At 64.8% G+C, this 22,891-nt stretch carries 21 protein-coding genes; 11 read left to right on the forward strand and 10 right to left on the reverse strand.

Annotated features, from left to right (window positions below):
• Positions 1 to 18 precede the first annotated feature (18 nt).
• The 7 genes from lepB to rpoE all read right to left on the reverse strand — a co-directional run bounded on the left by lepB (position 19) and on the right by rpoE (position 6,876).
• Positions 19 to 987, reverse strand: coding sequence for a signal peptidase I (gene lepB / locus VI26_RS16230; protein ID WP_048410783.1), 969 nt, complete (start codon positions 985 to 987; stop codon positions 19 to 21).
• On the reverse strand, positions 988 to 2,781 hold the full coding sequence (gene lepA, locus VI26_RS16235) for a translation elongation factor 4 (RefSeq protein WP_048410784.1): 1,794 nt from the start codon (positions 2,779 to 2,781) through the stop codon (positions 988 to 990). It lies immediately after the preceding gene.
• Positions 2,782 to 2,956: 175 nt separating this feature from the next.
• Entirely contained in the window at positions 2,957 to 3,196 is a 240-nt protein-coding gene (locus VI26_RS16240) for a glutaredoxin family protein (RefSeq protein ID WP_048410785.1), read from the reverse strand.
• Positions 3,193 to 4,611 carry a DegQ family serine endoprotease gene (locus tag VI26_RS16245; protein ID WP_048410786.1) on the reverse strand — a complete coding sequence of 473 codons (1,419 nt, stop codon included), beginning with the start codon at positions 4,609 to 4,611 and terminating at the stop codon, positions 3,193 to 3,195. The genes VI26_RS16240 and VI26_RS16245 overlap by 4 nt, the downstream gene beginning before the upstream one ends.
• 214 nt (positions 4,612 to 4,825) lie before the next feature.
• On the reverse strand, positions 4,826 to 5,785 hold the full coding sequence (locus VI26_RS16250) for a MucB/RseB C-terminal domain-containing protein (protein ID WP_048410787.1): 960 nt from the start codon (positions 5,783 to 5,785) through the stop codon (positions 4,826 to 4,828).
• Positions 5,786 to 6,274 (reverse strand): sigma-E factor negative regulatory protein, encoded by a 489-nt coding sequence (locus VI26_RS16255; RefSeq protein ID WP_048410788.1) that lies wholly within the window; start codon positions 6,272 to 6,274, stop codon positions 5,786 to 5,788.
• Between the two features lie 2 nt (positions 6,275 to 6,276).
• On the reverse strand, positions 6,277 to 6,876 hold the full coding sequence (gene rpoE / locus VI26_RS16260; RefSeq protein WP_043641588.1) for an RNA polymerase sigma factor RpoE: 600 nt from the start codon (positions 6,874 to 6,876) through the stop codon (positions 6,277 to 6,279).
• Positions 6,877 to 7,175: 299 nt separating this feature from the next.
• On the opposite strand from rpoE, the gene prpB reads away from it, so the two are divergent.
• The 7 genes from prpB (at position 7,176) to VI26_RS16295 (ending at position 14,948) form a co-directional block, all read left to right on the forward strand.
• Positions 7,176 to 8,063, forward strand: coding sequence for a methylisocitrate lyase (prpB, locus tag VI26_RS16265; RefSeq protein WP_048410789.1), 888 nt, complete (start codon positions 7,176 to 7,178; stop codon positions 8,061 to 8,063).
• Positions 8,053 to 8,379: a cupin domain-containing protein gene (locus VI26_RS16270; protein ID WP_048410790.1), complete on the forward strand. Its 327-nt coding sequence runs from the start codon at positions 8,053 to 8,055 to the stop codon at positions 8,377 to 8,379. Before prpB ends, VI26_RS16270 begins: the two co-directional genes overlap by 11 nt.
• 32 nt (positions 8,380 to 8,411) lie before the next feature.
• On the forward strand, positions 8,412 to 9,560 hold the full coding sequence (gene prpC / locus VI26_RS16275; RefSeq protein WP_048410791.1) for a 2-methylcitrate synthase: 1,149 nt from the start codon (positions 8,412 to 8,414) through the stop codon (positions 9,558 to 9,560).
• A gap of 52 nt (positions 9,561 to 9,612) precedes the next feature.
• Positions 9,613 to 12,222 carry a Fe/S-dependent 2-methylisocitrate dehydratase AcnD gene (gene acnD, locus VI26_RS16280; protein WP_369799211.1) on the forward strand — a complete coding sequence of 870 codons (2,610 nt, stop codon included), beginning with the start codon at positions 9,613 to 9,615 and terminating at the stop codon, positions 12,220 to 12,222.
• A gap of 561 nt (positions 12,223 to 12,783) precedes the next feature.
• Positions 12,784 to 13,122, forward strand: coding sequence for an endonuclease domain-containing protein (locus tag VI26_RS16285; protein ID WP_048410793.1), 339 nt, complete (start codon positions 12,784 to 12,786; stop codon positions 13,120 to 13,122).
• Between the two features lie 52 nt (positions 13,123 to 13,174).
• Positions 13,175 to 14,365: a 2-methylaconitate cis-trans isomerase PrpF gene (gene prpF / locus VI26_RS16290; protein ID WP_048410794.1), complete on the forward strand. Its 1,191-nt coding sequence runs from the start codon at positions 13,175 to 13,177 to the stop codon at positions 14,363 to 14,365.
• 85 nt (positions 14,366 to 14,450) lie between these two features.
• Complete coding sequence (locus VI26_RS16295; RefSeq protein ID WP_048410795.1) at positions 14,451 to 14,948, forward strand: NADH-quinone oxidoreductase subunit B family protein; 498 nt, start codon at positions 14,451 to 14,453, stop codon at positions 14,946 to 14,948.
• A gap of 38 nt (positions 14,949 to 14,986) precedes the next feature.
• Here VI26_RS16295 and VI26_RS16300 read toward each other — a convergent pair whose 3' ends face one another.
• Positions 14,987 to 16,633 (reverse strand): acyl-CoA dehydrogenase family protein, encoded by a 1,647-nt coding sequence (locus tag VI26_RS16300; RefSeq protein WP_048410796.1) that lies wholly within the window; start codon positions 16,631 to 16,633, stop codon positions 14,987 to 14,989.
• A gap of 57 nt (positions 16,634 to 16,690) precedes the next feature.
• Here VI26_RS16300 and VI26_RS16305 point away from each other — a divergent pair, with 57 nt between their 5' ends.
• Positions 16,691 to 17,335, forward strand: a complete 645-nt coding sequence (locus tag VI26_RS16305; RefSeq protein ID WP_048410797.1) for a TetR family transcriptional regulator — start codon at positions 16,691 to 16,693, stop codon at positions 17,333 to 17,335.
• Positions 17,336 to 17,417: 82 nt separating this feature from the next.
• Positions 17,418 to 18,320, forward strand: a complete 903-nt coding sequence (gene dapA / locus VI26_RS16310) for a 4-hydroxy-tetrahydrodipicolinate synthase (RefSeq protein ID WP_048410798.1) — start codon at positions 17,418 to 17,420, stop codon at positions 18,318 to 18,320.
• A gap of 76 nt (positions 18,321 to 18,396) precedes the next feature.
• Here dapA and VI26_RS16315 read toward each other — a convergent pair whose 3' ends face one another.
• Together VI26_RS16315 and VI26_RS16320 are read right to left on the reverse strand one after the other, a co-directional pair.
• A complete protein-coding gene (locus VI26_RS16315) occupies positions 18,397 to 18,897 on the reverse strand; it encodes a YajQ family cyclic di-GMP-binding protein (RefSeq protein ID WP_019099884.1) in 501 nt (166 codons plus the stop codon).
• A gap of 55 nt (positions 18,898 to 18,952) precedes the next feature.
• A complete protein-coding gene (locus tag VI26_RS16320; protein WP_048410799.1) occupies positions 18,953 to 19,834 on the reverse strand; it encodes a MurR/RpiR family transcriptional regulator in 882 nt (293 codons plus the stop codon).
• A gap of 331 nt (positions 19,835 to 20,165) precedes the next feature.
• Between VI26_RS16320 and VI26_RS16325 the strand changes: the two genes are divergently transcribed.
• The gene (locus VI26_RS16325; protein ID WP_231581034.1) at positions 20,166 to 21,503 is read left to right on the forward strand and encodes a glutamine synthetase family protein; all 1,338 of its coding nucleotides are present in this window, start codon (positions 20,166 to 20,168) and stop codon (positions 21,501 to 21,503) included.
• Positions 21,504 to 22,889, forward strand: a complete 1,386-nt coding sequence (locus VI26_RS16330) for an aldehyde dehydrogenase family protein (protein ID WP_048410801.1) — start codon at positions 21,504 to 21,506, stop codon at positions 22,887 to 22,889.
• Positions 22,890 to 22,891 lie beyond the last annotated feature (2 nt).

A 22,891-nucleotide genomic window follows, 5' to 3' on the forward strand; every position in this document is an offset into this window, starting at 1 on the left:
GTTGCAGTCCTGGTGTTGTCAATGGATGGACTTGCCGATGCGCGACAGATCGCCAAAGTTCATCCAGATCATGAAGGCCTTGCCCACCATCAGCTTGTCATCGACAAAGCCCCAGTAGCGGCCGTCCAGGCTATTGTCGCGGTTATCGCCCAGCATGAAGTAATGACCGGCCGGCACCTTGCAGACAAAGCCATTGTCATCATAGCGGCAGTTGTCGCGGTACGGGAAGTCTTGTACCTGACTCAAGGACACCACCGGGGTGCCGGCATTGTTCAGCACCGAGTAAGTGCGCTGACCCATGGTTTCCTTGTAGCGCTGGGCATTGACCATCATCAGGCCCTGCTCCAGGTATTCGTAGCTGCCGTCGTCGGCGTCCGGCAGCGGCTTGCCGTTGACGCTCAGGCGCTTGTCGCGGTATTCGACCACATCACCCGGCAGACCGATGGCGCGCTTGATGTAATTGACCTTGGGGTTGGGCGGGAAGTTGAACACCACCACATCGCCACGCTCCACCTTGTTCACCGGCGCGAACACGGTGTTCAGCACCGGCACGCGCAGGCCATAGGTGAATTTGTTCACCAGGATGAAATCGCCCACCACCAGGCCCGGACGCATCGAGCTGCTGGGGATCTGGAACGGCTCGGCGATGAAGGAGCGCAGCAGGAACACCACCAGGATCACCGGGAAGAAGCCGCGCGAGTAATCGACGAAATGACCCGCCTGAGCACCGGCGGCGCGGCGCTTGGCCAACAGCAGCTTGTCGGCGCACCACACCGCGCCGGTGATCAGCACGAAGACCAGCATCACCGCGGTGAAGCTCATATAGTTGGACAGCAGACCGAAGCCGCCGATCAGCACCGCCAGGTAGCCCCACTGCACCGCCTGCGGCCAATCCTTGGCGCCTTCTTGCTTCTTGCCGCCAAAAGCGATCAGCATGCCGCCGATCGCCACCGCCACGACAAACACCCAGAACAGATTTCCGCCCACTTATTTGTCCCCTACTTGAAGAATTGCCAGGAAGGCTTCCTGCGGAATTTCCACATTGCCCACTTGCTTCATGCGCTTCTTGCCCGCCTTTTGCTTTTCCAGCAGCTTTTTCTTACGAGTGATGTCGCCGCCGTAGCACTTGGCCAACACGTTCTTGCGCAGTGCCTTGACCGTCTCGCGCGCGATGATGTGGCCGCCGATGGCCGCCTGCACCGCGATATCGAACATCTGGCGCGGAATCAGTTCACGCATCTTGGACACCAGTTCACGGCCGCGGTAGACGCTGGAGGCACGGTGCACGATCAGCGACAGCGCGTCGACCTTCTCGCCATTGACCAATACGTCCAGCTTGACCAGATCGGCGCTCTGGAATTCCTTGAACTCGTAATCCAGCGAGGCGTAGCCGCGGCTGGTGGACTTCAGCTTGTCGAAGAAGTCCATCACCACTTCGTTCATCGGCAGATCGTAGGTCAGCATCACCTGGCGGCCCATGTACTGCATATTGCGCTGCACGCCGCGCTTCTGGTTGCACAGCGTCATCACCGCGCCGACATAGTCTTGAGGCACCAGGATGGTGGAGGTGATGATGGGTTCGCGCAACTCGTCGTACTTGCCGGCATCCGGCATCCGCGACGGGTTGGACACCACTTCCACCACGCCGTCTCTCATCACTACTTCGTAGTTCACCGTGGGCGCGGTGGTGATCAGATCCATGTCGAACTCGCGCTCCAGGCGCTCCTGCACGATCTCCAGGTGCAAGAGGCCGAGGAAGCCGCAGCGGAAGCCGAAGCCCAGCGCCTGCGACACTTCCGGCTCGAACTTCAGCGAAGCGTCGTTCAGCTGCAGTTTTTCCAACGCGTCGCGCAGCGCTTCGTAGTCGTGGCTTTCCACCGGATACAGGCCGGCGAATACCTGGGATTGCACTTCCTTGAAGCCCGGCAGCGCCTCGGTGGCCGGCTTGGACACCAAGGTGATGGTGTCGCCGACCTTGGCCGATTTCAATTCCTTGATGCCAGCGATGACGAAACCCACCTCGCCCGCGTTCAGATTCGGACGCTGGACGGACTTGGGCGTGAACACGCCCACTTGTTCGCACAGATGCTCGGCGCCGGTGGCCATGAACTTGATCTTGTCCTTGGGCTTCAGCGAACCATCAATCACGCGCACCAACATCACCACGCCGACGTAGTTGTCGAACCAGGAGTCGATGATCAGCGCCTTGAGCGGGCCGTCGGCCTCGCCCACCGGCGGCGGCACCTTGGTGACAACTTCTTCCAGAATGTCCTCGATGCCGATGCCGGACTTGGCCGAGGCGCGCACCGCGTCCGCCGCCTCGATGCCGATAATATCTTCGATTTCCTGGCTGACGCGCTCCGGCTCGGCGGCCGGCAGGTCGATCTTGTTCAGCACCGGCACCACTTCCACGCCCAGCTCGATGGCGGTGTAGCAGTTGGCCACGGTCTGCGCTTCCACGCCTTGCGAGGCGTCCACCACCAGCAGCGCGCCTTCGCAGGCGGACAGCGAGCGCGACACTTCATAGGAAAAGTCCACGTGTCCGGGGGTGTCGATCAGGTTCAGGTTATAGACCTGGCCGTCGCGCGCCTTATAGCTCAAGGCCGCGGTCTGCGCCTTGATGGTGATGCCGCGCTCTTTCTCGATGTCCATCGAGTCCAGCACCTGGGCGCTCATTTCGCGCATTTCCAGGCCGCCACAGAATTGAATGAAGCGGTCGGCCAGGGTCGATTTGCCATGGTCGATATGGGCAATGATCGAGAAATTTCGAATGTTTTTCATGATATCCAGCAAAAGATAAGGGCACGCTAGCGTGCCCGGAACTGCCGATGGAAGCCGCGGGCCTGATGAAAGCGGCTCATCATCAGGATTGCGACCTCTTAAAGGCTGCTGACAGCCCATCCAGCAAGCGGGGGCACCCAGGTGCCCCCGATATAAACTCACACTGGCGCGGATTTTAGCCGATTTCGCCCAAATGTGCAGCCAATGCGGCTTGGTCCAGGTGCCAATGGCAGATTTCGCGCTCTCCGTCCATCAGGACCGGCACCAGTTCGTTGAAGCGGCGCTCCAGCTCCGGGTCGGCGTCGACATCGACGACGTCCAGCTCGAAGCCGTAGCGCTCGCGCCAGGGCTGCAGCTCGGCCAGCATCTGATGGCACAAGCTGCAGTATTCGCGGAAATACAGCGTCAGTCTCACTTGCCGTCGCCCACCGGCAACGGAATGAACTGAGTGATCCCCTGGCGCAGCACTTGCAAGGCGATGGACGAGCCTTTCTTGGCCGCGGACAAGGCCGACTTCAGCTGCTCGACATTGGCCAGCGGCTCGCTGCCGATGCCGACGATCACGTCGCCCGGTTGGATGCCAGCGCGCATCGCCACATTATTGGCGCCGCGTACCAGCAGGCCGTACTTGATGCCGGCGCGCTGCAGCTGAGCCGGGTTCAATACCTGCAGACGCAAACCGATCTGCGAGAAGCTCTGCTCGTTCGGGCGCTCCTGCTGCGAACCGCGGTATTCACGCTGCGCCAGCCGCGGGTCCTGATCCTGCTGCTCCACCGGCACTACCTTGGCCGAGGTCGCCGCGCGGTTGCGCCACAGGCCCAGCGTCACCGGCTTGCCGGGCGGGATGCTGCCGATCAAGCGCTGCAGATCGGAGCCGGACTCCACCGGCTTGCCGTCCACCTGCTGGATGATGTCGCCGGGCTTGACGCCAGCCTTGGCCGCCGGGCCGTTCGGCTCCACCGCGTTGATCAGCGCGCCGGCCGGCTTGGCCAGGCCGAAGGAGGCGGCCAGATCCTGGCTCAACTCCTGGATCACCACGCCGATCTTGCCGCGGCTGACATGGCCCCTGGCCTTCAACTGAGCCACCACGTCCATCGCCACATCGATCGGAATGGCGAAGGAAATACCCATGAAACCGCCGGAACGGCTGAAGATCTGGGAATTGATACCCACCACTTCGCCCCGGGTGTTGAACAGTGGGCCGCCGGAATTGCCGGGGTTGATCGCCGCGTCGGTCTGGATGAAGGGCACGAAGGTTTCATCCGGCAGCATGCGGTTCTTACCGGAGACGATGCCGGAAGTGGCGGTATTCTCGAAACCAAACGGCGAGCCGATGGCCAATACCCCTTCGCCCACTTTCAAGGCATTGGCGTCGCCGCGGCGCACCACCGGCAGCTTGTCGGCCTCTATCTTCAGCAGCGCCACATCGGTGCGGGCATCGGCGCCTATCACCTTGGCCTTGTACTCGCGCTTGTCGGTCAGCTTGACGGTGATTTCATCGGCGCGGGCCACCACATGAGCATTGGTCAGCACATAACCGTCGGCGGAAATGATGAAGCCAGAGCCCAGCGAGGACTCCTGCCGTTCCTGGGCGCGCGGCGGCGCGAAACGGCGGAAGAATTCAAAGAATGGGTCGCCGCTCATGCCCTCGGGCAAATCGTTGCTGACCTCGCGCACCGTGGACTTGGTGCTGATATTGACCACCGCCTTGCCCTCGTTAGAGACAATCTGGCTGAAGTCCGGCAGTTCCGCGGCCATTGCGGCGGGCACCGCGCCCGCCATAATAGAGGCCGCCAACATGGCGGAAACGATCAGTTTTTTGACCGGCATGAGCGCTCCATCTTGATATGTTGTGTTTAAGACGTGCCGACGAATGCCGGCTGAGGGATTACGGCGCCGGCAAGGCCGAGCGCCAAAAAACAGACGAGCCGGCACACTTGCGCCGGCTCCGATCCCGCCACGGCGCCCATCGGACCCAAACCCCGCCTTGCCGCCAAGGGCAAGAAACGGGGTTTGCGCGCCGAGACGCCAGCGGGACGCGCCATCATGGCTTGAGGCTGACCTTCAGGCCTTTCAGCAGCCCCATCATCGCCGGCTCGGGCATATCGCCCACCGCGGTCAATTGATAGCTGCCTTGCGGACCGGTAGCCATATTGATGGCGCCGTGCAGATTGCTGCTGCGTTCGAGTCGCGCGCCTTCCGGCTGGGTCTCGACAAACAGCGACAGCATCACCAGCCCGTCGGAATACACCATGTGGCGCACCGACTTGCCGGCCTGGCCCGGCAGGCTGCGCTGCACCGAGCGCAGCAAGTGGAAGCCGTTCGGCAATCCGGACACATCGTTATCGACCTGCGCGCTAACCTGCGGCTGCGAAGCCCCGCCCGGACGCAGCAGGAATTTCTGCGAGAACTTGGGCCGATAGGCGCGCTTGTCCTTGGGACCGGTCAAATCGATATCGGTGAAGGTGAATTGCTCCACCGCCTCGCCCTTGGGCGACAGGGTCACCATTTTCAAGGGCAGCGAGGTCAGCGGCTCCACGCACATGCGCAGGGTGTAACGCTGCCTGTCCTTGGGCCGCAATTCCAGCAGGCTGCAGTCACGCTGCGCCACCCGGTCGCTGCCGACATGCTTGAGCGAATACGACTGGTTGATCTCGCTCATGTCTTCCGGCAGCAGCGCGGGAAACAGGCGCATCGCGCTGATCTTGGCCGCGTTCAGCGCCTTCTTGTCCGGCGCGAAACAGGCCAGCTCATTGCCCTTGCGAATGATTTCCCGGGACGGGCCGTCCAGCGACGTCCGCTTTTCCCGCGTAGCGTCGCCCTGCCCCTCCCTGACGATGTGGAAGGTTTCCAGCGTGCCGTTCATTTGGTGCAGATAGGTGCCGTTCAGCGCCTGCTGGCGTCCGGCAGCCGCCACATTGCGCAGCAGCTGCCAGTCATCCTCTGCATGGGCGGCAGGCGCCGCCGCCACAACCATCAAACTAATCAGAGGAATTACACGCATTTAACGGCGAGCTCCGTTTCCGTAGGACACCTTCATATTGCCTTGATCGGAGGTCACTTCCTGGTGCGCCAGCAGATAAGGATCATCACGCTCCGGCTGGCTGGCCTGAGCCGGCTGCGCAACCTGCACCGGCACGCCCTTGTCCGCCACCAGCGAAGCCGGCTCGCCTCGATGCGAGAGCTGCTGCCAGCCCACCACGGCGGCAAAGCTCACGCTGGCGGCCAGCGCCACCGCGCCTGCGGTGCGCGCACGCGCCGGGCGCAGCCAGCGCCGCGGCGCCAGCACGGTCGGTTCCGCCGCCAGTCGGCTCGTCACGCGCTCGCGCACGTCGAAGCCGGCCATGCGGTTGGCCCGCATCGCGTCGCCGATCAAATGGTATGCGCCCCAGGCGTCATCCAGTTGCTTGTCGGATCCAATGGCGGCGATGGTTCTGGCTACGTCGCCGTCGTCCAGTTCGCCATCCATCATCGCGGATATCGTTTCTTTCATACCTACCACCTTCTGTTCTTGGCCGTATCCAGCAAAGGCCTGAGTTCGGCAGCAATCGCCTCGCGCGCTCGGAAAATCCGCGAACGCACGGTGCCTATCGGGCAATCCATCACCTTGGCGATTTCGTCGTAGGATAGACCGTCCATTTCCCTGAGCGAAATTGCGGTTCTTAGTTCCTCCGGCAAAGCCTCCACGGCAGCATTGACCGTTGCCAGGATTTCCTTGTTCATCAGCTCGGTTTCGGGCGTGTTCAGGTCGGGCAGCTGCGACGCCATGTCAAAGCTTTCGCCGTCCTCGTCCTCTATCTCGCTGTTGACCACCGGACGACGTCCGGAGGCGCTAAGGAAATTCTTGGCAGTATTGATGCCGATTCTGTACAGCCATGTGTAAAACGCGCTCTCGCCACGAAACGACGGCAAGGCACGATACGCTTTGACAAACGCTTCTTGCGTTACATCCTCGATGTCAGCGCCGTCGCGGATAAACCGCGACAACAACCTGGCGAGACGTCGCTGATACTTGGCAACAAGCAGATCGAAAGCTCTTTTTTCACCTCGCTGGGCACGCTCCACCAACTGTTGATCGAGATCCCGATCACTCATGTCGTTGTTATGCTCCCTGATTTGCCCACTGGTCGTGTTTGTGGTCGTTTATGTGGACTGTGACTAGACCACAGCGCTTGCAATGAGTTCCCCCACGCGATTCAGCAGCGAAACATAACAGACCTGGACTGAAACTTGAACATTTGTTTTAGCCGTATTGCCAGCGCGCAAAGCAGCCTTTAAACTCCTACCAAGCACTTGCTTGAATGACATTGGCGTTACATGTGTTCGGCAATGCGCCGACGCCGGCCTGAGCCCCGGCGTCCTTGTCTCAGATCACTACTTAGGAATCCATTGCAATGAGCACCCCCGGCCAACGCTTCCGCCAAGCAGTTGCAAGCGAACATCCCCTGCAAGTGGTGGGCGCGGTCAACGCCTATGCCGCCCGCCTGGCCGAACACTCCGGCTTCAAAGCGCTGTATCTGTCCGGCGGCGGCGTCGCCGCCTGCTCCTGCGGCATTCCAGACCTGGGCATCACCACGCTGGAAGACGTGCTGATCGATGTGCGCCGCATCACCGACGCCAGCGCGCTGCCGCTGCTGGTGGACATAGACACCGGCTGGGGCGGCGCTTTCAATATCGCCCGCGCGGTCCGCAGCCTGGAAAAGGCCGGCGCCGCCGCGGTGCACATCGAGGATCAGGTGCAACAGAAGCGCTGCGGCCATCGCCCCAACAAGGCCATCGTCAGCCAGAACGAAATGGTGGACCGCGTCAAGGCGGCGGTGGACGCGCGCCGCGACGACGGCTTCGTGATCATGGCGCGCACCGATGCGCTGGCGGTGGAGGGGCTGGATGCCGCCATCGAACGCGCCGTCGCCTGCGTCGAAGCCGGCGCCGACATGATTTTCCCGGAGGCGATGACCGAGCTGGCGATGTACCGCCGTTTCGCCGAGGCGGTGAAGGTGCCGGTATTGGCCAATATCACCGAGTTCGGCGCCACCCCGTTGTTCAATACCCGCGAGCTGGGCGAACACGGCGTCGGCCTGGTGCTCTATCCCTTGTCCGCCTTCCGCGCGATGAGCCAGGCCGCGCTCGGCGTCTACGGCGCGATCCGTCGCGACGGCGGCCAACAGGCGGTGCTGGACACGATGCAGACGCGCGCCGATCTTTATGCGCACCTGGACTACCACGCCTACGAACAGAAACTGGACGCGCTGTTCCGCCAGGAAGGCCACGGTGCCGAGTAATCTGTTCGGCGACATCCCGGAAGAATTGCCGGAAGAATGGCTGCAAACCTTGTTCAGCGGCGGCAAAGGCTTTCGCGTCGAGCGCATCGTTTCCCGCGGCCATTCTTCGCCGGATGGGTTCTGGTATGAACAGGATGAGGCGGAGTGGGTGCTGCTGCTATCCGGCGCGGCGGAACTGGAATACCAGGACCCGCCGCGGCGCCTCAAATTGGAGCCGGGCGATTGCGTGGCCATAGCTCCGCGCCAACGCCACCGCGTGGCCTGGACCACGCCGGAGCGGGACAGCGTCTGGCTGGCTGTTTTCTACGAAAAATAATTGTTCCACAGGTCTGCGATCAGGAGAAAACCATGAGCGAAACCGTTGTTGGCATCAAACCCAAGAAATCCGTAGCCCTGTCCGGCGTTGCCGCCGGCAATACCGCGCTGTGCACAGTTGGCCGCAGCGGCAATGATCTGCACTACCGCGGCTACGACATCCTCGATCTCGCCGGCCGTTGCGAGTTCGAGGAAGTGGCCTATCTGCTGGTGCACGGCAAGCTGCCGAACAAGGCCGAGCTGGTCGGCTACAAGAAAAAGCTGAAATCGCTGCGCGGCCTGCCGGCGGCGGTGAAGGCCGCGCTGGAAGCGCTGCCGGCCAGCGCCCACCCGATGGATGTGATGCGCAGCGGCGTGTCCGCGCTGGGCTGCGCCTTGCCGGAAAAGGACGATCACAATCTGGCCGGCGCGCGCGACATCGCCGATCGGCTGATGGCCAGTCTGGGTTCGATGCTGCTGTACTGGTACCATTTCAGCCACAACGGCAAGCGCATCGAGGTGGAAACCGACGACGACAGCATAGGCGGCCATTTCCTGCACCTGCTGCACGGCGAGAAGCCGTCGCCGGAATGGGTGCGCGCGATGCACACCTCGCTCAATCTATACGCTGAGCATGAATTCAACGCCTCCACCTTCGCCGCCCGCGTCATCGCCGGCACCGGCTCGGATCTCTATAGCGCCGTCACCGGCGCCATCGGCGCGCTGCGCGGCCCCAAGCACGGCGGCGCCAACGAAGTGGCCTTCGATATCCAGCAGCGCTACGAAACCCCGGCCGAAGCCGAGGCCGACATCCGCGAGCGCGTGGAACGCAAGGAGGTGGTGATCGGCTTCGGCCATCCGGTCTACACCATTTCCGATCCGCGCAACAAGGTGATCAAGGAAGTGGCGCGCGAGCTGTCCAAGTCCGCCGGCGACAGCAAGATGTTCAATATCGCCGAACGGCTGGAAACCGTGATGTGGGACATCAAGAAGATGTTCCCCAACCTGGACTGGTTTTCCGCGGTCAGCTATCACATGATGGGCGTACCCACCGCCATGTTCACCCCGCTGTTCGTCATCGCCCGCACCAGCGGCTGGAGCGCGCACGTGATCGAGCAGCGCCAGGACGGCAAGATCATCCGTCCCAGCGCCAATTACACCGGACCGGAAGACCAAGTGTTCGTGCCGCTGGACAAACGCTGAACCGCCATGGCGGGGCCGTCGGCCCCGCCGCTGAACTTCCTTTGGTTGAAACATGATGAATTCCGCTTACCGCATCCCCCTGCCCGGTACCGGGCTAGACTACTTCGACGCCCGCGCCGCCATCGACGCCATCCGCCCCGGCGCCTGGGAGCAACTGCCCTACACCGGCCGCGTGCACGCCGAAAACCTGGTGCGCCGCTGCGAGCCGGCGCTGCTGGACGAATGCCTGGAGCAGATCGCCTGCCGCAAGCGCGAACGCGACTTCCCCTGGTTCCCGGCGCGCGTGGTCTGCCACGACATCCTGGGCCAGACCGCGCTGGTGGACCTGGCCGGCCTGCGCGACGCCATCGCCGATCAGGGCGGCGATCCGGCCCAGGTCAATCCGGTGGTGCCGGTGCAATTGATCGTCGACCATTCGCTGGCGGTGGAATGCGGCGGCTTCGATCCGCAGGCTTTCGAAAAGAACCGCGCGATCGAAGACCGCCGCAATGAGGACCGCTTCCATTTCATCGAGTGGACCAAGAGCGCCTTCGACAATGTCGACGTGATCCCGGCCGGCAACGGCATCATGCACCAGATCAATCTGGAGAAGATGTCGCCGGTGATCCACGCCGACCACGGCGTGGCCTACCCTGACACCTGCGTCGGCACCGACAGCCACACCCCGCACGTGGACGCGCTGGGCGTGATCGCCGTCGGCGTCGGCGGTCTGGAAGCGGAAAACGTGATGCTGGGCCGCGCCTCCTGGATGCGGCTGCCGGACATCGTCGGCGTGGAGCTGTCCGGCAAGCCCGGCCCAGGCATCACCGCCACCGACGTGGTGCTGGCGCTGACCGAATTCCTGCGCCAGCAGAAAGTGGTTGGCGCTTATCTGGAATTCTACGGCCCGGGCGCGGCGGCGCTGACCCTGGGCGACCGCGCCACCATCTCCAATATGGCGCCGGAGTACGGCGCCACCGCGGCGCTGTTCTTCATCGACGAACAGACCATCGCCTACCTGAAGCTGACCGGCCGCAGCGATGAGCAGGTCCGGCTGGTGGAAAGCTATGCCAAGACCGCCGGCCTGTGGGCGGACACGCTGCAAAACGTAGTGTACGAGCGAGTACTGCGCTTCGACCTGTCCAGCGTCGGCCGCAACCTGGCCGGCCCGTCCAATCCGCACAAGCGGCTGCCGGTGTCGGTGCTGGCCGAGCGCGGCATCGCCGTCAACCTGGAGCAGGCGCGCGCGCAGGAAGCCCAGGGCCTGATGCCGGACGGCGCGGTGATCATCGCCGCCATCACCAGCTGCACCAATACCTCCAACCCGCGCAATGTGATCGCCGCCGGCCTGCTGGCGCGCAAGGCCAACCAGCTGGGCCTCGTCCGCAAACCCTGGGTCAAGTCCTCGCTGGCGCCGGGCTCCAAGGCGGTTGAGCTTTATTTGAAGGAGGCCGGCCTGCTGTCCGAGCTGGAACAACTGGGCTTCGGCATCGTCGCCTTCGCCTGCACCACCTGCAACGGCATGTCCGGCGCGCTGGAACCCAAGATCCAGCGGGAAATCGTGGAACGCGATCTGTACGCGACGGCGGTGCTGTCCGGCAACCGCAACTTCGACGGCCGCATCCACCCCTATGCCAAGCAGGCCTTCCTGGCCTCGCCGCCGTTGGTGATCGCCTACGCCATCGCCGGCACCATGCGCTTCGATATCGAGAAAGACGTGCTCGGCGTCGCCGACGGCAAGGAGATCCGGCTCAAGGACATCTGGCCGGACGACGCGGAAATAGACGCCGTGCTGCGCCAGGCGGTCAAGCCCGAACATTTCCGCCAGGTCTACGAGCCGATGTTCGCCATCCGGCGCGACACCGCCGCCAAGGCCAGCCCGCTGTACGCGTGGCGGCCGCAGTCCACCTATATCCGCCGCCCGCCATACTGGGAGGGCGCGCTGGCAGGCACACGCACGCTGCGCGGCATGCGCCCGCTGGCCATCTTGCCGGACAACATCACCACCGACCACCTGTCCCCGTCCAACGCCATCCTGCTGGATTCGGCGGCCGGCGAATACCTGGCGAAGATGGGCCTGCCGGAGGAGGACTTCAATTCCTACGCCACCCATCGCGGCGACCACCTGACCGCGCAGCGCGCCACCTTCGCCAACCCCAAGCTGTTCAATGAAATGGTGTTGAACGAGGATGGCTCGGTACGCCAGGGCTCGCTGGCGCGCGTGGAGCCGGAAGGCAAGACGATGCGGATGTGGGAGGCGATCGAAACCTATATGCGGCGCAAGCAGCCGCTGATCATCGTCGCCGGCGCCGACTACGGCCAGGGCAGCTCGCGCGACTGGGCGGCCAAGGGCGTGCGCCTGGCCGGCGTCGAGGCTATCGTCGCCGAAGGCTTCGAACGCATCCACCGCACCAATCTGATCGGCATGGGCGTGCTGCCGCTGGAGTTCAAACCCGGCGTCAACCGCAAGACGCTGGCGCTGGACGGCAGCGAGACTTACGATGTGATCGGCCAGCGCCAGCCGCGCACCGAGCTGACGCTGCTGATCCACCGCAAGGACGGCGGCACGGAGCAAGTGGCGGTGACCTGTAGGCTGGACACCGCGGAAGAAGTGTCGATCTACGAGGCCGGCGGCGTGCTGCAGCGCTTCGCGCAGGACTTTTTGGAGGGGGCGAGAGACTGAACCCCTCTCCCCCCGGCCCCTCTCCCGCAAGGGGAGAGGGGTGACTTTCAACTTCATTTTATTTATGGCATGAGCCGGCGACTCCATCGCTTGGCTTGCCAATAAGGCAAGGCACACAGGCTAACTGCCAGCAGCTCAACAAACCTCTTCTCCCTCGCGGGAGGGGAAGACTTTCAGCTTCATTTTATTTCTGGCATGAGCCAGCGATTCCATCGCTTGGTTTGCCAATAAGGTAAGACACGCAGACTAACTGCTAGCAACTCAGCAAGTCCCTCCTCCCTCGCGGGAGGGGAAGACTTTCAACTTCATTTTATTTCTGGCATGAGCCGGTGACTCCATCGCTTGGCTTGCCAACTAAGGTAAGGCACACAGGCTAACTGCTAGCAGCTCAACAAACCTCTCCTCCCTCGCGGGAGGGGAAGACTTTCAGCTTCATTTTATTTCTGGCATGAGCCAGCGATTCCATCGCTTGGTTTGCCAACAAGGTAAGGCACGCAGGTTAACTGTCAGCAGCTCAGCAAGCCCCTCTCCCCCCGCGGGAGAGGGGTTGGGGAGAGGGAGATGCGCCAGCTCGATTTCGCCAAGTCCTTACGGCGCAATATGACCGACGCCGAACAGCGACTCTGGAAGCAGCTCCGCGCCCACCGGCTGAATGGCGAGAAATTCCGCCGCCAACAGCCTATCGGCCCCTACATCGTTGATTTCGTCCACTTCGGCTCGCGGCTAATCATAGAGGCGGACGGCGGCCAGCATCATGAAAGCCACAGCGACGCCGCGCGCGACGCTTGGCTGCGGGCGCAGGGCTTCAGAATCATGCGCTTCTGGAACAACGATATTCTGCACAATCAGGACACGGTCCTAGAAGCGATCTGGCAAGCGCTAAACACCCGGACACAATGAACACAGCGGCGCCCCGACAACGGAACCGCCACAAGCACAGGAAAAACAGCATATGACTCAACCCGCCCAGATCCGCATCCCCGCTACTTATATGCGCGGCGGCACCAGCAAGGGGGTGTTCTTCCGACTGCAGGACCTGCCGGAAGCCGCGCAGCAGCCGGGCGCGGCGCGCGACGCGCTGCTGCTGCGCGTGATCGGCAGCCCGGACCCTTACGGCAAGCAGATCGACGGCATGGGCGGCGCCACGTCCAGCACCAGCAAGACCGTGATCGTGGCCAAGTCCTCGCGGCCGGATCACGACGTCGATTACCTGTTCGGCCAGGTCGGCATAGACAAGGCCTTCGTCGACTGGAGCGGCAACTGCGGCAATCTGTCGGCCGCGGTCGGCCCCTTCGCCATCGCCGGCGGCCTGCTCGATCCGGCGCGCATTCCCGCCGATGGTATCTGCACGGTGCGCATTTGGCAGGCCAATATCGGCAAGACCATCATCGCTCACGTGCCCATCACCGCGGGCCAGGTGCAGGAAACCGGGGATTTCGAGCTGGACGGCGTCACCTTTCCCGCCGCCGAGATCGCGCTGGAGTTCCTGGACCCGGCCGATGAGGGCGATGGCGACGGCGGCGCGATGTTCCCCACCGGCCAACTGGTGGACACGCTGGACGTGCCCGGCGTCGGCGTTTTCCCGGCCACGCTGATCAACGCCGGCATCCCCACCATCTTCGTCAAGGCCTCCGACATCGGCTACAGCGGCGCCGAGCTGCAGGACGCGATCAATGCCGACCCGACGGCGCTGACCCGCCTCGAGACCATACGCGCCCACGGTGCGCTGAAGATGGGCCTGATCAAGACGCTGGACGAAATCGCCAGCCGCCAGCACACGCCCAAGCTCGCCTTCGTCGCGCCGCCGGCCGACTACCTCGCGTCCAGCGGCAAGCCGGTGCGCGCCGCCGACATCGACCTCCTGGCGCGGGCCATGTCCATGGGCAAGCTGCACCACGCGATGATGGGCACCGCGGCGGTGGCCATAGGCACCGCCGCGGCGATTCCCGGCACCCTGGTCAACCAGGCCGCCGGTGGCGGTGAGCGCCAGGCGGTGCGCTTCGGCCATCCGTCCGGCACCTTGCGCGTCGGCGCCGAAGCACGCCAGGAAGGCGGCGCCTGGACCGTGACCAAGGCCGTAATGAGCCGCAGCGCGCGGGTGTTGATGGAAGGCTGGGTGCGGGTGCCGGACGCGGCGCGCTGACACGGCGGCATGGCGACTCGGTACAAGCCGGGAACGGGCGATGGCGGCACACTGTCGCCATTTCCTTGCCTCCTGGAGCCGCGCCATGCAAAACGCCCTCGCCTTTTCCGAACTCAAGACCGACGGCTATGTGTTGACCCGGGCCGATGAGCTATTCGCCCGCGTGCGCGGCGGCAGCCTGTGGTATCTATCCTTCGGCCTCGCCTGTTGCGCGGTGGAGATGATGCAGGCCGCCGCCGCGCGCTACGATATGGACCGTTTCGGCGCGATTCCGCGCGCCAGCCCGCGCCAGGCCGATCTGATGATCATCGCCGGCACTCTGAGCAACAAGATGGCGCCGGCGCTGCGCAAGATCTACGACCAGATGGCGGAACCACGCTATGTGATCTCCATGGGCTCCTGCGCCAACGGCGGCGGCTACTATCACTACAGCTATTCGGTGGTGCGCGGCTGCGACACTATCGTGCCGGTGGACATCTACATTCCCGGCTGCCCGCCCACCGCCGAAGCGCTGCTCTACGGCCTGATGCAGTTGCAGGCCAAGATGAGCCGCCGCGCGGCGCCGGAACTGGAACGCAGCTGACGATACCCACCCATCCCTGCCGGCGAGCCTGCCCCGTCTCAATCCGGCAAGGCGCGCTGCAGGATGGCCGCGATATCCAGCCGGCCCCCGTCCAGCGCGCCGGCCACCCGCCCCCATTGTCCATCATCCAAACGACTGGCGATGAAGCCCTGGGCCACCGCCTCCGGCGCATGGCGCGCCAGCAGGCAGGCCTGCGCCGTCAGCGCCAGCAATTGGGCGAAACGCCGTCCCAAAGGCTCCAGCTCGGCCGGCCTGGCGGCCAGCTGGCGCAATTGCGCCAGCGCCGCGATCAACACCGGCTCGCCGCCGGACAGGGCGGTCAAATCCGCCAGCAGCGCCTGCCAGGCCTCGGGCTCGCGCTGCAGCGCGCGGATCAGATCCAGGCACATCACATTGCCGGAGCCCTCCCAGATCGAATTCAACGGCGCTTCGCGGTATAGCCGCGCCATCGGCCCATCGACATAGCCGTTGCCGCCGAATACTTCCATCGCCTCGCCGCTGAGCTCCACCGCGCGCTTGCACACCCAGAACTTGGCCGCCGGCGTGATGATGCGCTTCCAAGCCAGCTGCGCCGGCTCGTCCTCTCGTTCAAAGGCTTCGGACAGCCGCGCCGCCAGCAGCAAGGCCGCCTCGCTCTCCAGCGCCAAGTCCGCCAACACCGCGCGCATCAGCGGCTGCTCGGCCAGCCGCCTGCCGAAGGCCATGCGCCGCCGCGCGTAGGCCAGCGCCTGCACCACGCCCTGGCGCAGCAGCGCGGCGCTGCCGATCACGCAGTTGAGCCGGGTGTAGCCGGCCATTTCAATGATGGTGGGAATGCCGCGACCCTCCTCGCCGATCAGCACGCCCCAGGCATCCTGGAACTCCACCTCGCAACCGGCGTTGCTGCGATTGCCCACCTTGTCCTTCAAACGCTGGATCCTCACCGCGTTGCGCTCGCCGTCCGGCCGCCAGCGCGGCAGATAAAAGCAGCACGGCGCGCCGTCGGCGGTCTTGGCCACCACCAGGTGGGCGTCGCACATCGGCGCCGACCAGAACCACTTATGGCCGCGCAGCAGGTACTCTCCGCCGCGGCCCCCGGCGCCCAAGGGCGTCGCCTGGGTGGTATTGGCGCGCACGTCGGAGCCGCCTTGCTTCTCGGTCATGCCCATGCCTATCCAGGCCGACGTCTTGCGTTCCAGCGGCAGATCGCGGCTGTCGTGAACGCGGCTGAACAGCTTGTCGCCCAACTGTGCCCACAGCGCCGGCTCGCGCTGCAACAAGGGAATCGCGGCCTGGGTCATCGTCGCCGGGCACAAGCTGCCTGCCTCCACCTGGCCATGCAGATAGAGGCCGGCCATCGCCGCGGTCCAGCGGCCCGGCCGCTGACTGTCGAAAGGCATGCTCACCAGGCCTTGCTCTCGATACAGCGCCAAGAACTGGTGCCAGGCCGGGTGGGAGTCCACCTGATCGATGCGACGGCCGCGGCGGTCGAAGGCCCGCAGCTCCGGCGCATGGCGGTTGGCTTGCTCGGCCAGTTCGAAGCTGTCCGCCCGCCCCAGGCGCTCGCCGTAGGCGCGGAGCCCGGCCTCGGCCCAGCCCGCGTCGGCGCGCCGCAGCGCCTCGCGCAAGGCCGGGTCGCTGTCGTACAGCGAGTAATCCGCCAGTTCTTCGTACTGGTTGCTCACTTCATGGGTTTGCCAGATCATCGTTCCGTCTCCTCGCGCCGCGTTCGCGGCCATGACGAAAGTATAAGGAAAGCGGCGATGCGACATGTTCGGGTTTCCCCCACCGCGGCGCAGCAAGCCGAACAGGCCACGCCGGCCACGCGCCGGCGTCCGCGCCAGTCGCGCTCGCGCGCCAGCCTGATCGCGCTGCAACAGGCCTTTGTTCAGGTTTTGCTCACGCGCGGCTACGCCAAGACCACGGTGCGCGAGGTGGCCGCCGTCGCCGGCGTGGCGGTCGGCACCTTTTATCAGTACGTGCGCAATATGGACGGCCTGGCCGCGCTGTGCATCCATCAGCATGTGCACGCGCTGGCCGGCGCGCTGCGCCAATGCGCCGCCGCCCGCCGCGGCGCGGATCGTCGCGATATCGCCATCGCGCTGCTGACCCTGCAACTGGACACGGTTCGGCGCCAGGCGCCGGCCTGGAGCGCGCTGTTCCAGCTGGAACGACGCGTGTCTTCGCTGGACGCCTACCGCCGCCACTACCAGCAATACGTGGACATCTGGCGTACCGCATTGGCCGCCGCCGCCGAGCCGCCGCCGCGGCTGGACGCCGCCGCGCGCATGGCCCACTGCCTGTGCTACGGAGCGATTTCCCAGGCTTTGCTGGCCCAAGGGCCGAGCGCGGATCTCGCGGCGCTGCGCCCGGAATTGGAGGCGGTGCTCAAGGCCTGCCTGGGCTGAAACCGCGGGAAAGGCTTCGCAATAAGGAGTAGAATCGGCCGCAGCCGCCGCCAAGGCGGCCAAGAAGAACAAAGGAAGCAAAATGACAGAACATTGGGGCAAGGTGCTGACCGCCATGGTCACGCCCTTCGACGAAGCCGGCCGGCTGAATCTGGACGCGGCGCGGCAACTGGCCAGACATCTGGCGGCCCACGGCAGCGACGGCCTGGTGGTGGCGGCCACCACCGGCGAGGCGCCGACGCTGAGCGACGACGAGCGCCGCGATCTGGTGCGCGCGGTCAGCGAGGCGGTGACCATCCCGGTGCTGGCCGGCACCGGCAGCAGCCACACCGAACACGCGATCGCGCTGACGCGCGAGGCCGCCGGCCTGGGCGCCGCCGGCGTCTTCGTGGTCGGCCCCTATTACAACCGCCCGCCGCAAGCCGGCATCGAAGCCCATTTCCGCGCGGTGGCCGCGGCCACCCGGCTGCCGCTGATGGTCTACGACGTGCCGGGCCGCACCGGCCGCCGCATCGCCGCCGACGTGCTGCTGCGGCTGTTCCGCGAGGTGGACAATATCGTCGCCTTCAAGGACGCCACCGGCGACCCGGCCGCGGCGGCCGCGCTGCTGGCCGCCGCCGGCGAGCACTTCTCGCTCTACTCCGGCGACGACGCGCTGACCCTGCCCTTGCTGGCGGTGGGCGCGGTGGGCGTGGTCGGCACCTCCACCCACTGGACCGGGCCGGAGTTCTCCCGCATGATCACCGCCTTCGAACAGGGCGACACGGCGCAGGCGCGGCGCGTCAACGCCGGCTTGCAGGAATCCTTCGCCTTCTCCAACACCGACGCTTCGGTGTTTTCGATGTCGGTGAAAGCCATGCTGCGGGTGCAGGGTCTGCCGGTGGGCCAATGCCGGCTGCCGCTGCCGCCCACCGGCGCCGCCGAGGAGGAACAGGCGCGGCTGGTATGGGAGCGGCTGCAGCTGCGCCGCGCCGCCGCCTATTAAAGCGGAACGGCAATGAAAAAAGGAGCCTATCGGCTCCTTTTTTCATTTCGCGCGTGTTCATATCACGCGGCGGCGTTCAATCGCGGAAGTTGTTGAACTGCAGCGGGAAGCCGTTTTCCTTGTCGTCGGCGATTTCCTTGCGCATCAGCGCAATGCATTCCTGCAGCACGTCGCGCTTGGCGCCGGACACGCGCACCGCTTCGCCCTGGATGCTGGCCTGCACCTTGAGCTTGGCGTCCTTGATCAGCTTGACGATTTTCTTGGCCAGATCGGATTCCAGCCCTTCCTTCACCGTCAGCACTTTCTTCACCTTGTTGCCGCTGACTTTTTCCAGTTTGCCGTACTCCATGCAGCGCACGTCCACGCCGCGCTTGGACAGCTTGTTCACCAGAATGTCGTTGACCTGGTCCAGTTGAAACTCGGCGTCGGCGTACAAGGTCAGTTCCTTGTCTCCGGTTTCGATGCGGGCATCGCTGCCCTTGAAGTCGTAACGGGTGGACACCTCTTTATTGGCTTGCTCCACGGCGTTGCGCACTTCCACCTTGTTCACTTCGGACACGATATCGAAAGACGGCATGAAATATTCCTAATAATGCTTGATGCCGACATTTTAGAGGCTGGCTCCGCCCTTGTCACTCGGCCGCCCGTTCGTTGCCCTCGCCGCCTTCGCCCAAACGCGCCCGCATCGCCTCCACCTCCTTGAGCCGGCCGCTGATGCGGTCCCAGTGCCGCGCGTTCAAGGCGGCGATCACCGCGTCCACCAGCATCATCAGCGGCGTGTTGCTGTCCCAGCCGGCCGGACCGGCGGTGTGCGCCGCCAAGGTGTAGCGCGCCACGCGCGCCACCGGCGACAGCCACTGATCAGTGAACAACAGCACGCTGGCCTTGCGCTGCGCCGCCATTTCCGCGATGCGCAGCGCGTCGTCCCAGTAGCGGCGGATGTCGAAGATCACCAGCACGTCCGGCCTGCCCATGTCCACCAGCGAATCCGCCCAGCTCGCCGGCACCCCGCGCAAATGCGCCACGTCCGGCCGCACCACCTTCAGATGGTGGCCGAGGTAGGCCGCCAGCGGATCGGTCAGCCGCCCGCCCAGCAACCAGATCCGGCTTTTGCGCTCGCCCAGCAGATCCACCACGCCGTCGAATTCGGCGCGCGGCACCTGGGCCACGGTCTGGCGCATCAAATCGGCGATGCGCTCGGCGTGGCTGACCAGGAAATCATGATCGCCCTGCAACTGCCCCGGGTCATGCCGCATCAGCGGCGACTGCAAGCGCAACTCCAGTTCTGCGCGCAAGGCGGACTGGAAGGCGGCGTAACTGTCGAAACCCAACTTGCCGATCAGGCGCAGCACCGTCGGGCCGCTGACGTCGGCGCGCTGCGCCCATTGCGCGATGGTTTCCAGGCCGGCCACCGGATAGTTGGCCAGCAGCGCCCGTCCCACCTTGCGTTCGGTGGGGGTCAGCGCTTCGAACAGCGCGCGGACTTGCTCCGCGATCGAGCGGCTTTGGCTCATTCTGTTGCCCCTTTGGCGATGCACGACTGCCGTCGTGCCGCGCAGCATAACAGCGCCGGTATAAAAACGGCATTGTGTCATTGCGCCCACACTGCCGCCCCTATTCTAATATTTATTACAAATTTGGCTTGATTCATTTTTTTTTAACGAATAATACTACCCCGACAACATAGCGACGACAAAAAGCAGCCCACAAGGCAGCGACAAAACGCCGTCAAAACATATAGTTGCAATCCAGACGATGAACGCTCGGCCGGTAGCGGGGAAGTCAGACCGCGGCAATCAGGGAGAGACAGCGATGGAAGCACGCGACGTAAAGACAATCGCGGATTTGAAGGTTTTGATCGAAGAACGCCGCCTGAGCCAGATCAAGGTCGGCCTGGTGGACATGGACGGGGTGATGTGCGGCAAATACATGTCGCGCGACAAATTCCTGTGCGCGCTGGAAGGCGGCTTCGGCTTCTGCGACGTGGTGTTCGGCTGGGACGTGGGCGACAAGCTGTACGACAACACCCTGCTCACCGGCTGGGGCCGCGGCTACGGCGACGCCGAGGTGCGGCTGATCCCCGAATCCTGCCGCGACCTGCCGCTGGAAGGCGATATGATCTTCGTCCAGGGCGAGGTGGCGGGCCGGCTGGAAAGCCTCTGTCCGCGCGGCCTGCTGCGCCGGGTGCTGGAGCGCGCGCGCGACATGGGCTTCGACGTGCTGGCCGGCTTCGAATACGAGTTTCTGGCGGTCGATGAAGAGCACGAAGCGTTGCGGCAGCGGCTGTACCAGGAACCCAAGCCACTGGGCAGCGGCGCCTTCGGCTACTCCATTCTGCGCAGCTCGGTGAACACCGACTTTTACCGCGCCTTGCTGGACCTGTGCGAGCGGATGCAGATGCCGATCGAGGGCCTGCACGAGGAGACCGGGCCCGGCGCGCTGGAAGCCGCGCTGTGCGTGGACAATGCCTTGCGCGCCGCCGACAACGCCGTCTGTTTCAAGACCTTCTCCAAGGTGCTGGCGGAGAAACAGGGGCGTATGCTCTGCTATATGGCCAAGTGGCACCAGGAGCAATCCGGCCAGGGCGGCCACATCCACATCTCGCTGCGCCGCCGCAACGGCGGCGACAGCGCCTTCCACCAACCGGGCCGCGAACACGCGATCAGCGACGCGATGCGCCACTTCATCGGCGGCATCCAGCGGCTGATGCCGGAATTCATGAGCCTGGCCGCGCCCACGGTCAACAGCTTCCGCCGGCTGGTGCCCGGCTATTGGGCGCCCACCAGCTCGCTATGGGGCGTGGACAACCGCACCGTCGCCATCCGCGCGATTCCCGGCAGCGCCAAGTCGCAACGCGTCGAATACCGGCTGCCCGGCGCCGACAGCAATCCCTATCTGGCGCTGGCCAGCGGCCTGGCCGCCGGCCTCTACGGCATCGAACACCGCATCGAGCCGGAAGAACCGGTCAGCGCCAACGGCTATCTGCTGGACGCGCCGCCCCACTTGAAACTGCACCGCACCTTGTGGGAGGCCGCCCAGGCGCTGCGCGGCTCCGCCGCCGCCCGCGACTGGTTCGGCGACGACTTCGTCGATCACTTCGCCGCCACCCGCGAATGGGAAGAACGCGAGTTCCAGCGCCATGTCACCGACTGGGAATTGAAACGCTACTTCGAGATCATCTAAATGAGCGAAAACTACTCCGTCATCACCCCGCTGGACGGTTCCACCCTGCTGCAACGCGGCTACACCAGCCCGGTCCAGACCCAGGCCGCGCTGGACGCCGCCCGCGTCGCCCAGGCCGGCTGGCGCGCCACGCCGCTGGCCGAACGCAAGGCCTTGATCGGCCGGGCGGTGGACTGGCTGATCGCCCACAAGAGCGACTGCGCCGACGCCATCACCCGCCAGATAGGCCGGCCCATCCGCCAGTCACCCGGCGAGATCGGCGGCCTGGCCGAGCGCGCGCGCCATATGCTGGACATCGCCGAGGAGGCGCTGGCCGACCTCCACCCCGCGCCCAAGCCCGGCTTCGAACGCTGGCTGCGCCGCGAACCGCTGGGCACGGTGCTGGTGCTGGCGCCGTGGAACTACCCCTTCCTCACCGCCATCAACACCATCGCGCCGGCGCTGGCCGCCGGCAACTGCGTGCTGCTCAAGCATTCCTCGCAAACCCCGCTGATCGCCGATCTGTTCCGCCAAGCCTGCGCCGCCGCCGGCCTGCCCATCGGCGTGTTCCAGACTCTGGAGCTGGACCATGCCGCCACCTTGAAACTGACGGCCGCGCCGGAGATCGACTTCGTCGCCTTCACGGGCTCGGTCAGCGGCGGCCGCGCGGTGCAAAGGGCGGCCGCCGAGCGCTTCATCGGCGTCGGCCTGGAACTGGGCGGCAAGGACCCGGCCTATGTGCGCGCCGACGCCGACCTGCCGGCGGCGATAGAAAACCTGGTGGACGGCGCTTTCTTCAATTCCGGCCAGTCCTGCTGCGGCATCGAGCGCATCTATGTGCAGCGCCAGCGCTACCGCGACTTCGTCGACGGCTTCGTCGAGCTGACCCGGACCTATCGCTTCGGCCATCCGCTGGACCCGGACACCAATCTGGGGCCCATGGTGCGCGCCGGCGCCGCCGACTTCGTCCGCGGCCAGATCCAGGCGGCGCTGGCCGTCGGCGCGCGCGCGTTGATTCCGGCCGGCCATTTCGCCGCCGACGCGCCCGGCAGCGCCTATCTGGCGCCGCAAGTGCTGGTGGACGTGAACCACGCCATGAGCGTGATGCGCGAGGAAAGCTTCGGCCCGGTCATCGGCATCATGGCCGTGGACTCCGACGAGGAGGCGCTGCGGCTGATGAACGACAGCGCCTACGGCCTGACCGCCTCGATCTGGACCGCGGACCGCGACGCCGCCGTCCATCTCGGTCAACAACTGGAAACCGGCACCGTGTTCATGAACCGCTGCGACTACCTGGACCCGGCGCTGGCCTGGACCGGGGTCAAAGACACCGGCCGCGGCATTTCCCTGTCCACGCTGGGCTACCAGCAGCTGACCCGGGTCAAATCCTTCCATCTCAAGGGGTAAGG

The sequence above is a fragment of the Chromobacterium sp. LK1 genome (genome assembly GCF_001043555.1).
In the GTDB taxonomy this organism is placed as follows: Bacteria; Pseudomonadota; Gammaproteobacteria; order Burkholderiales; family Chromobacteriaceae; genus Chromobacterium; species Chromobacterium aquaticum.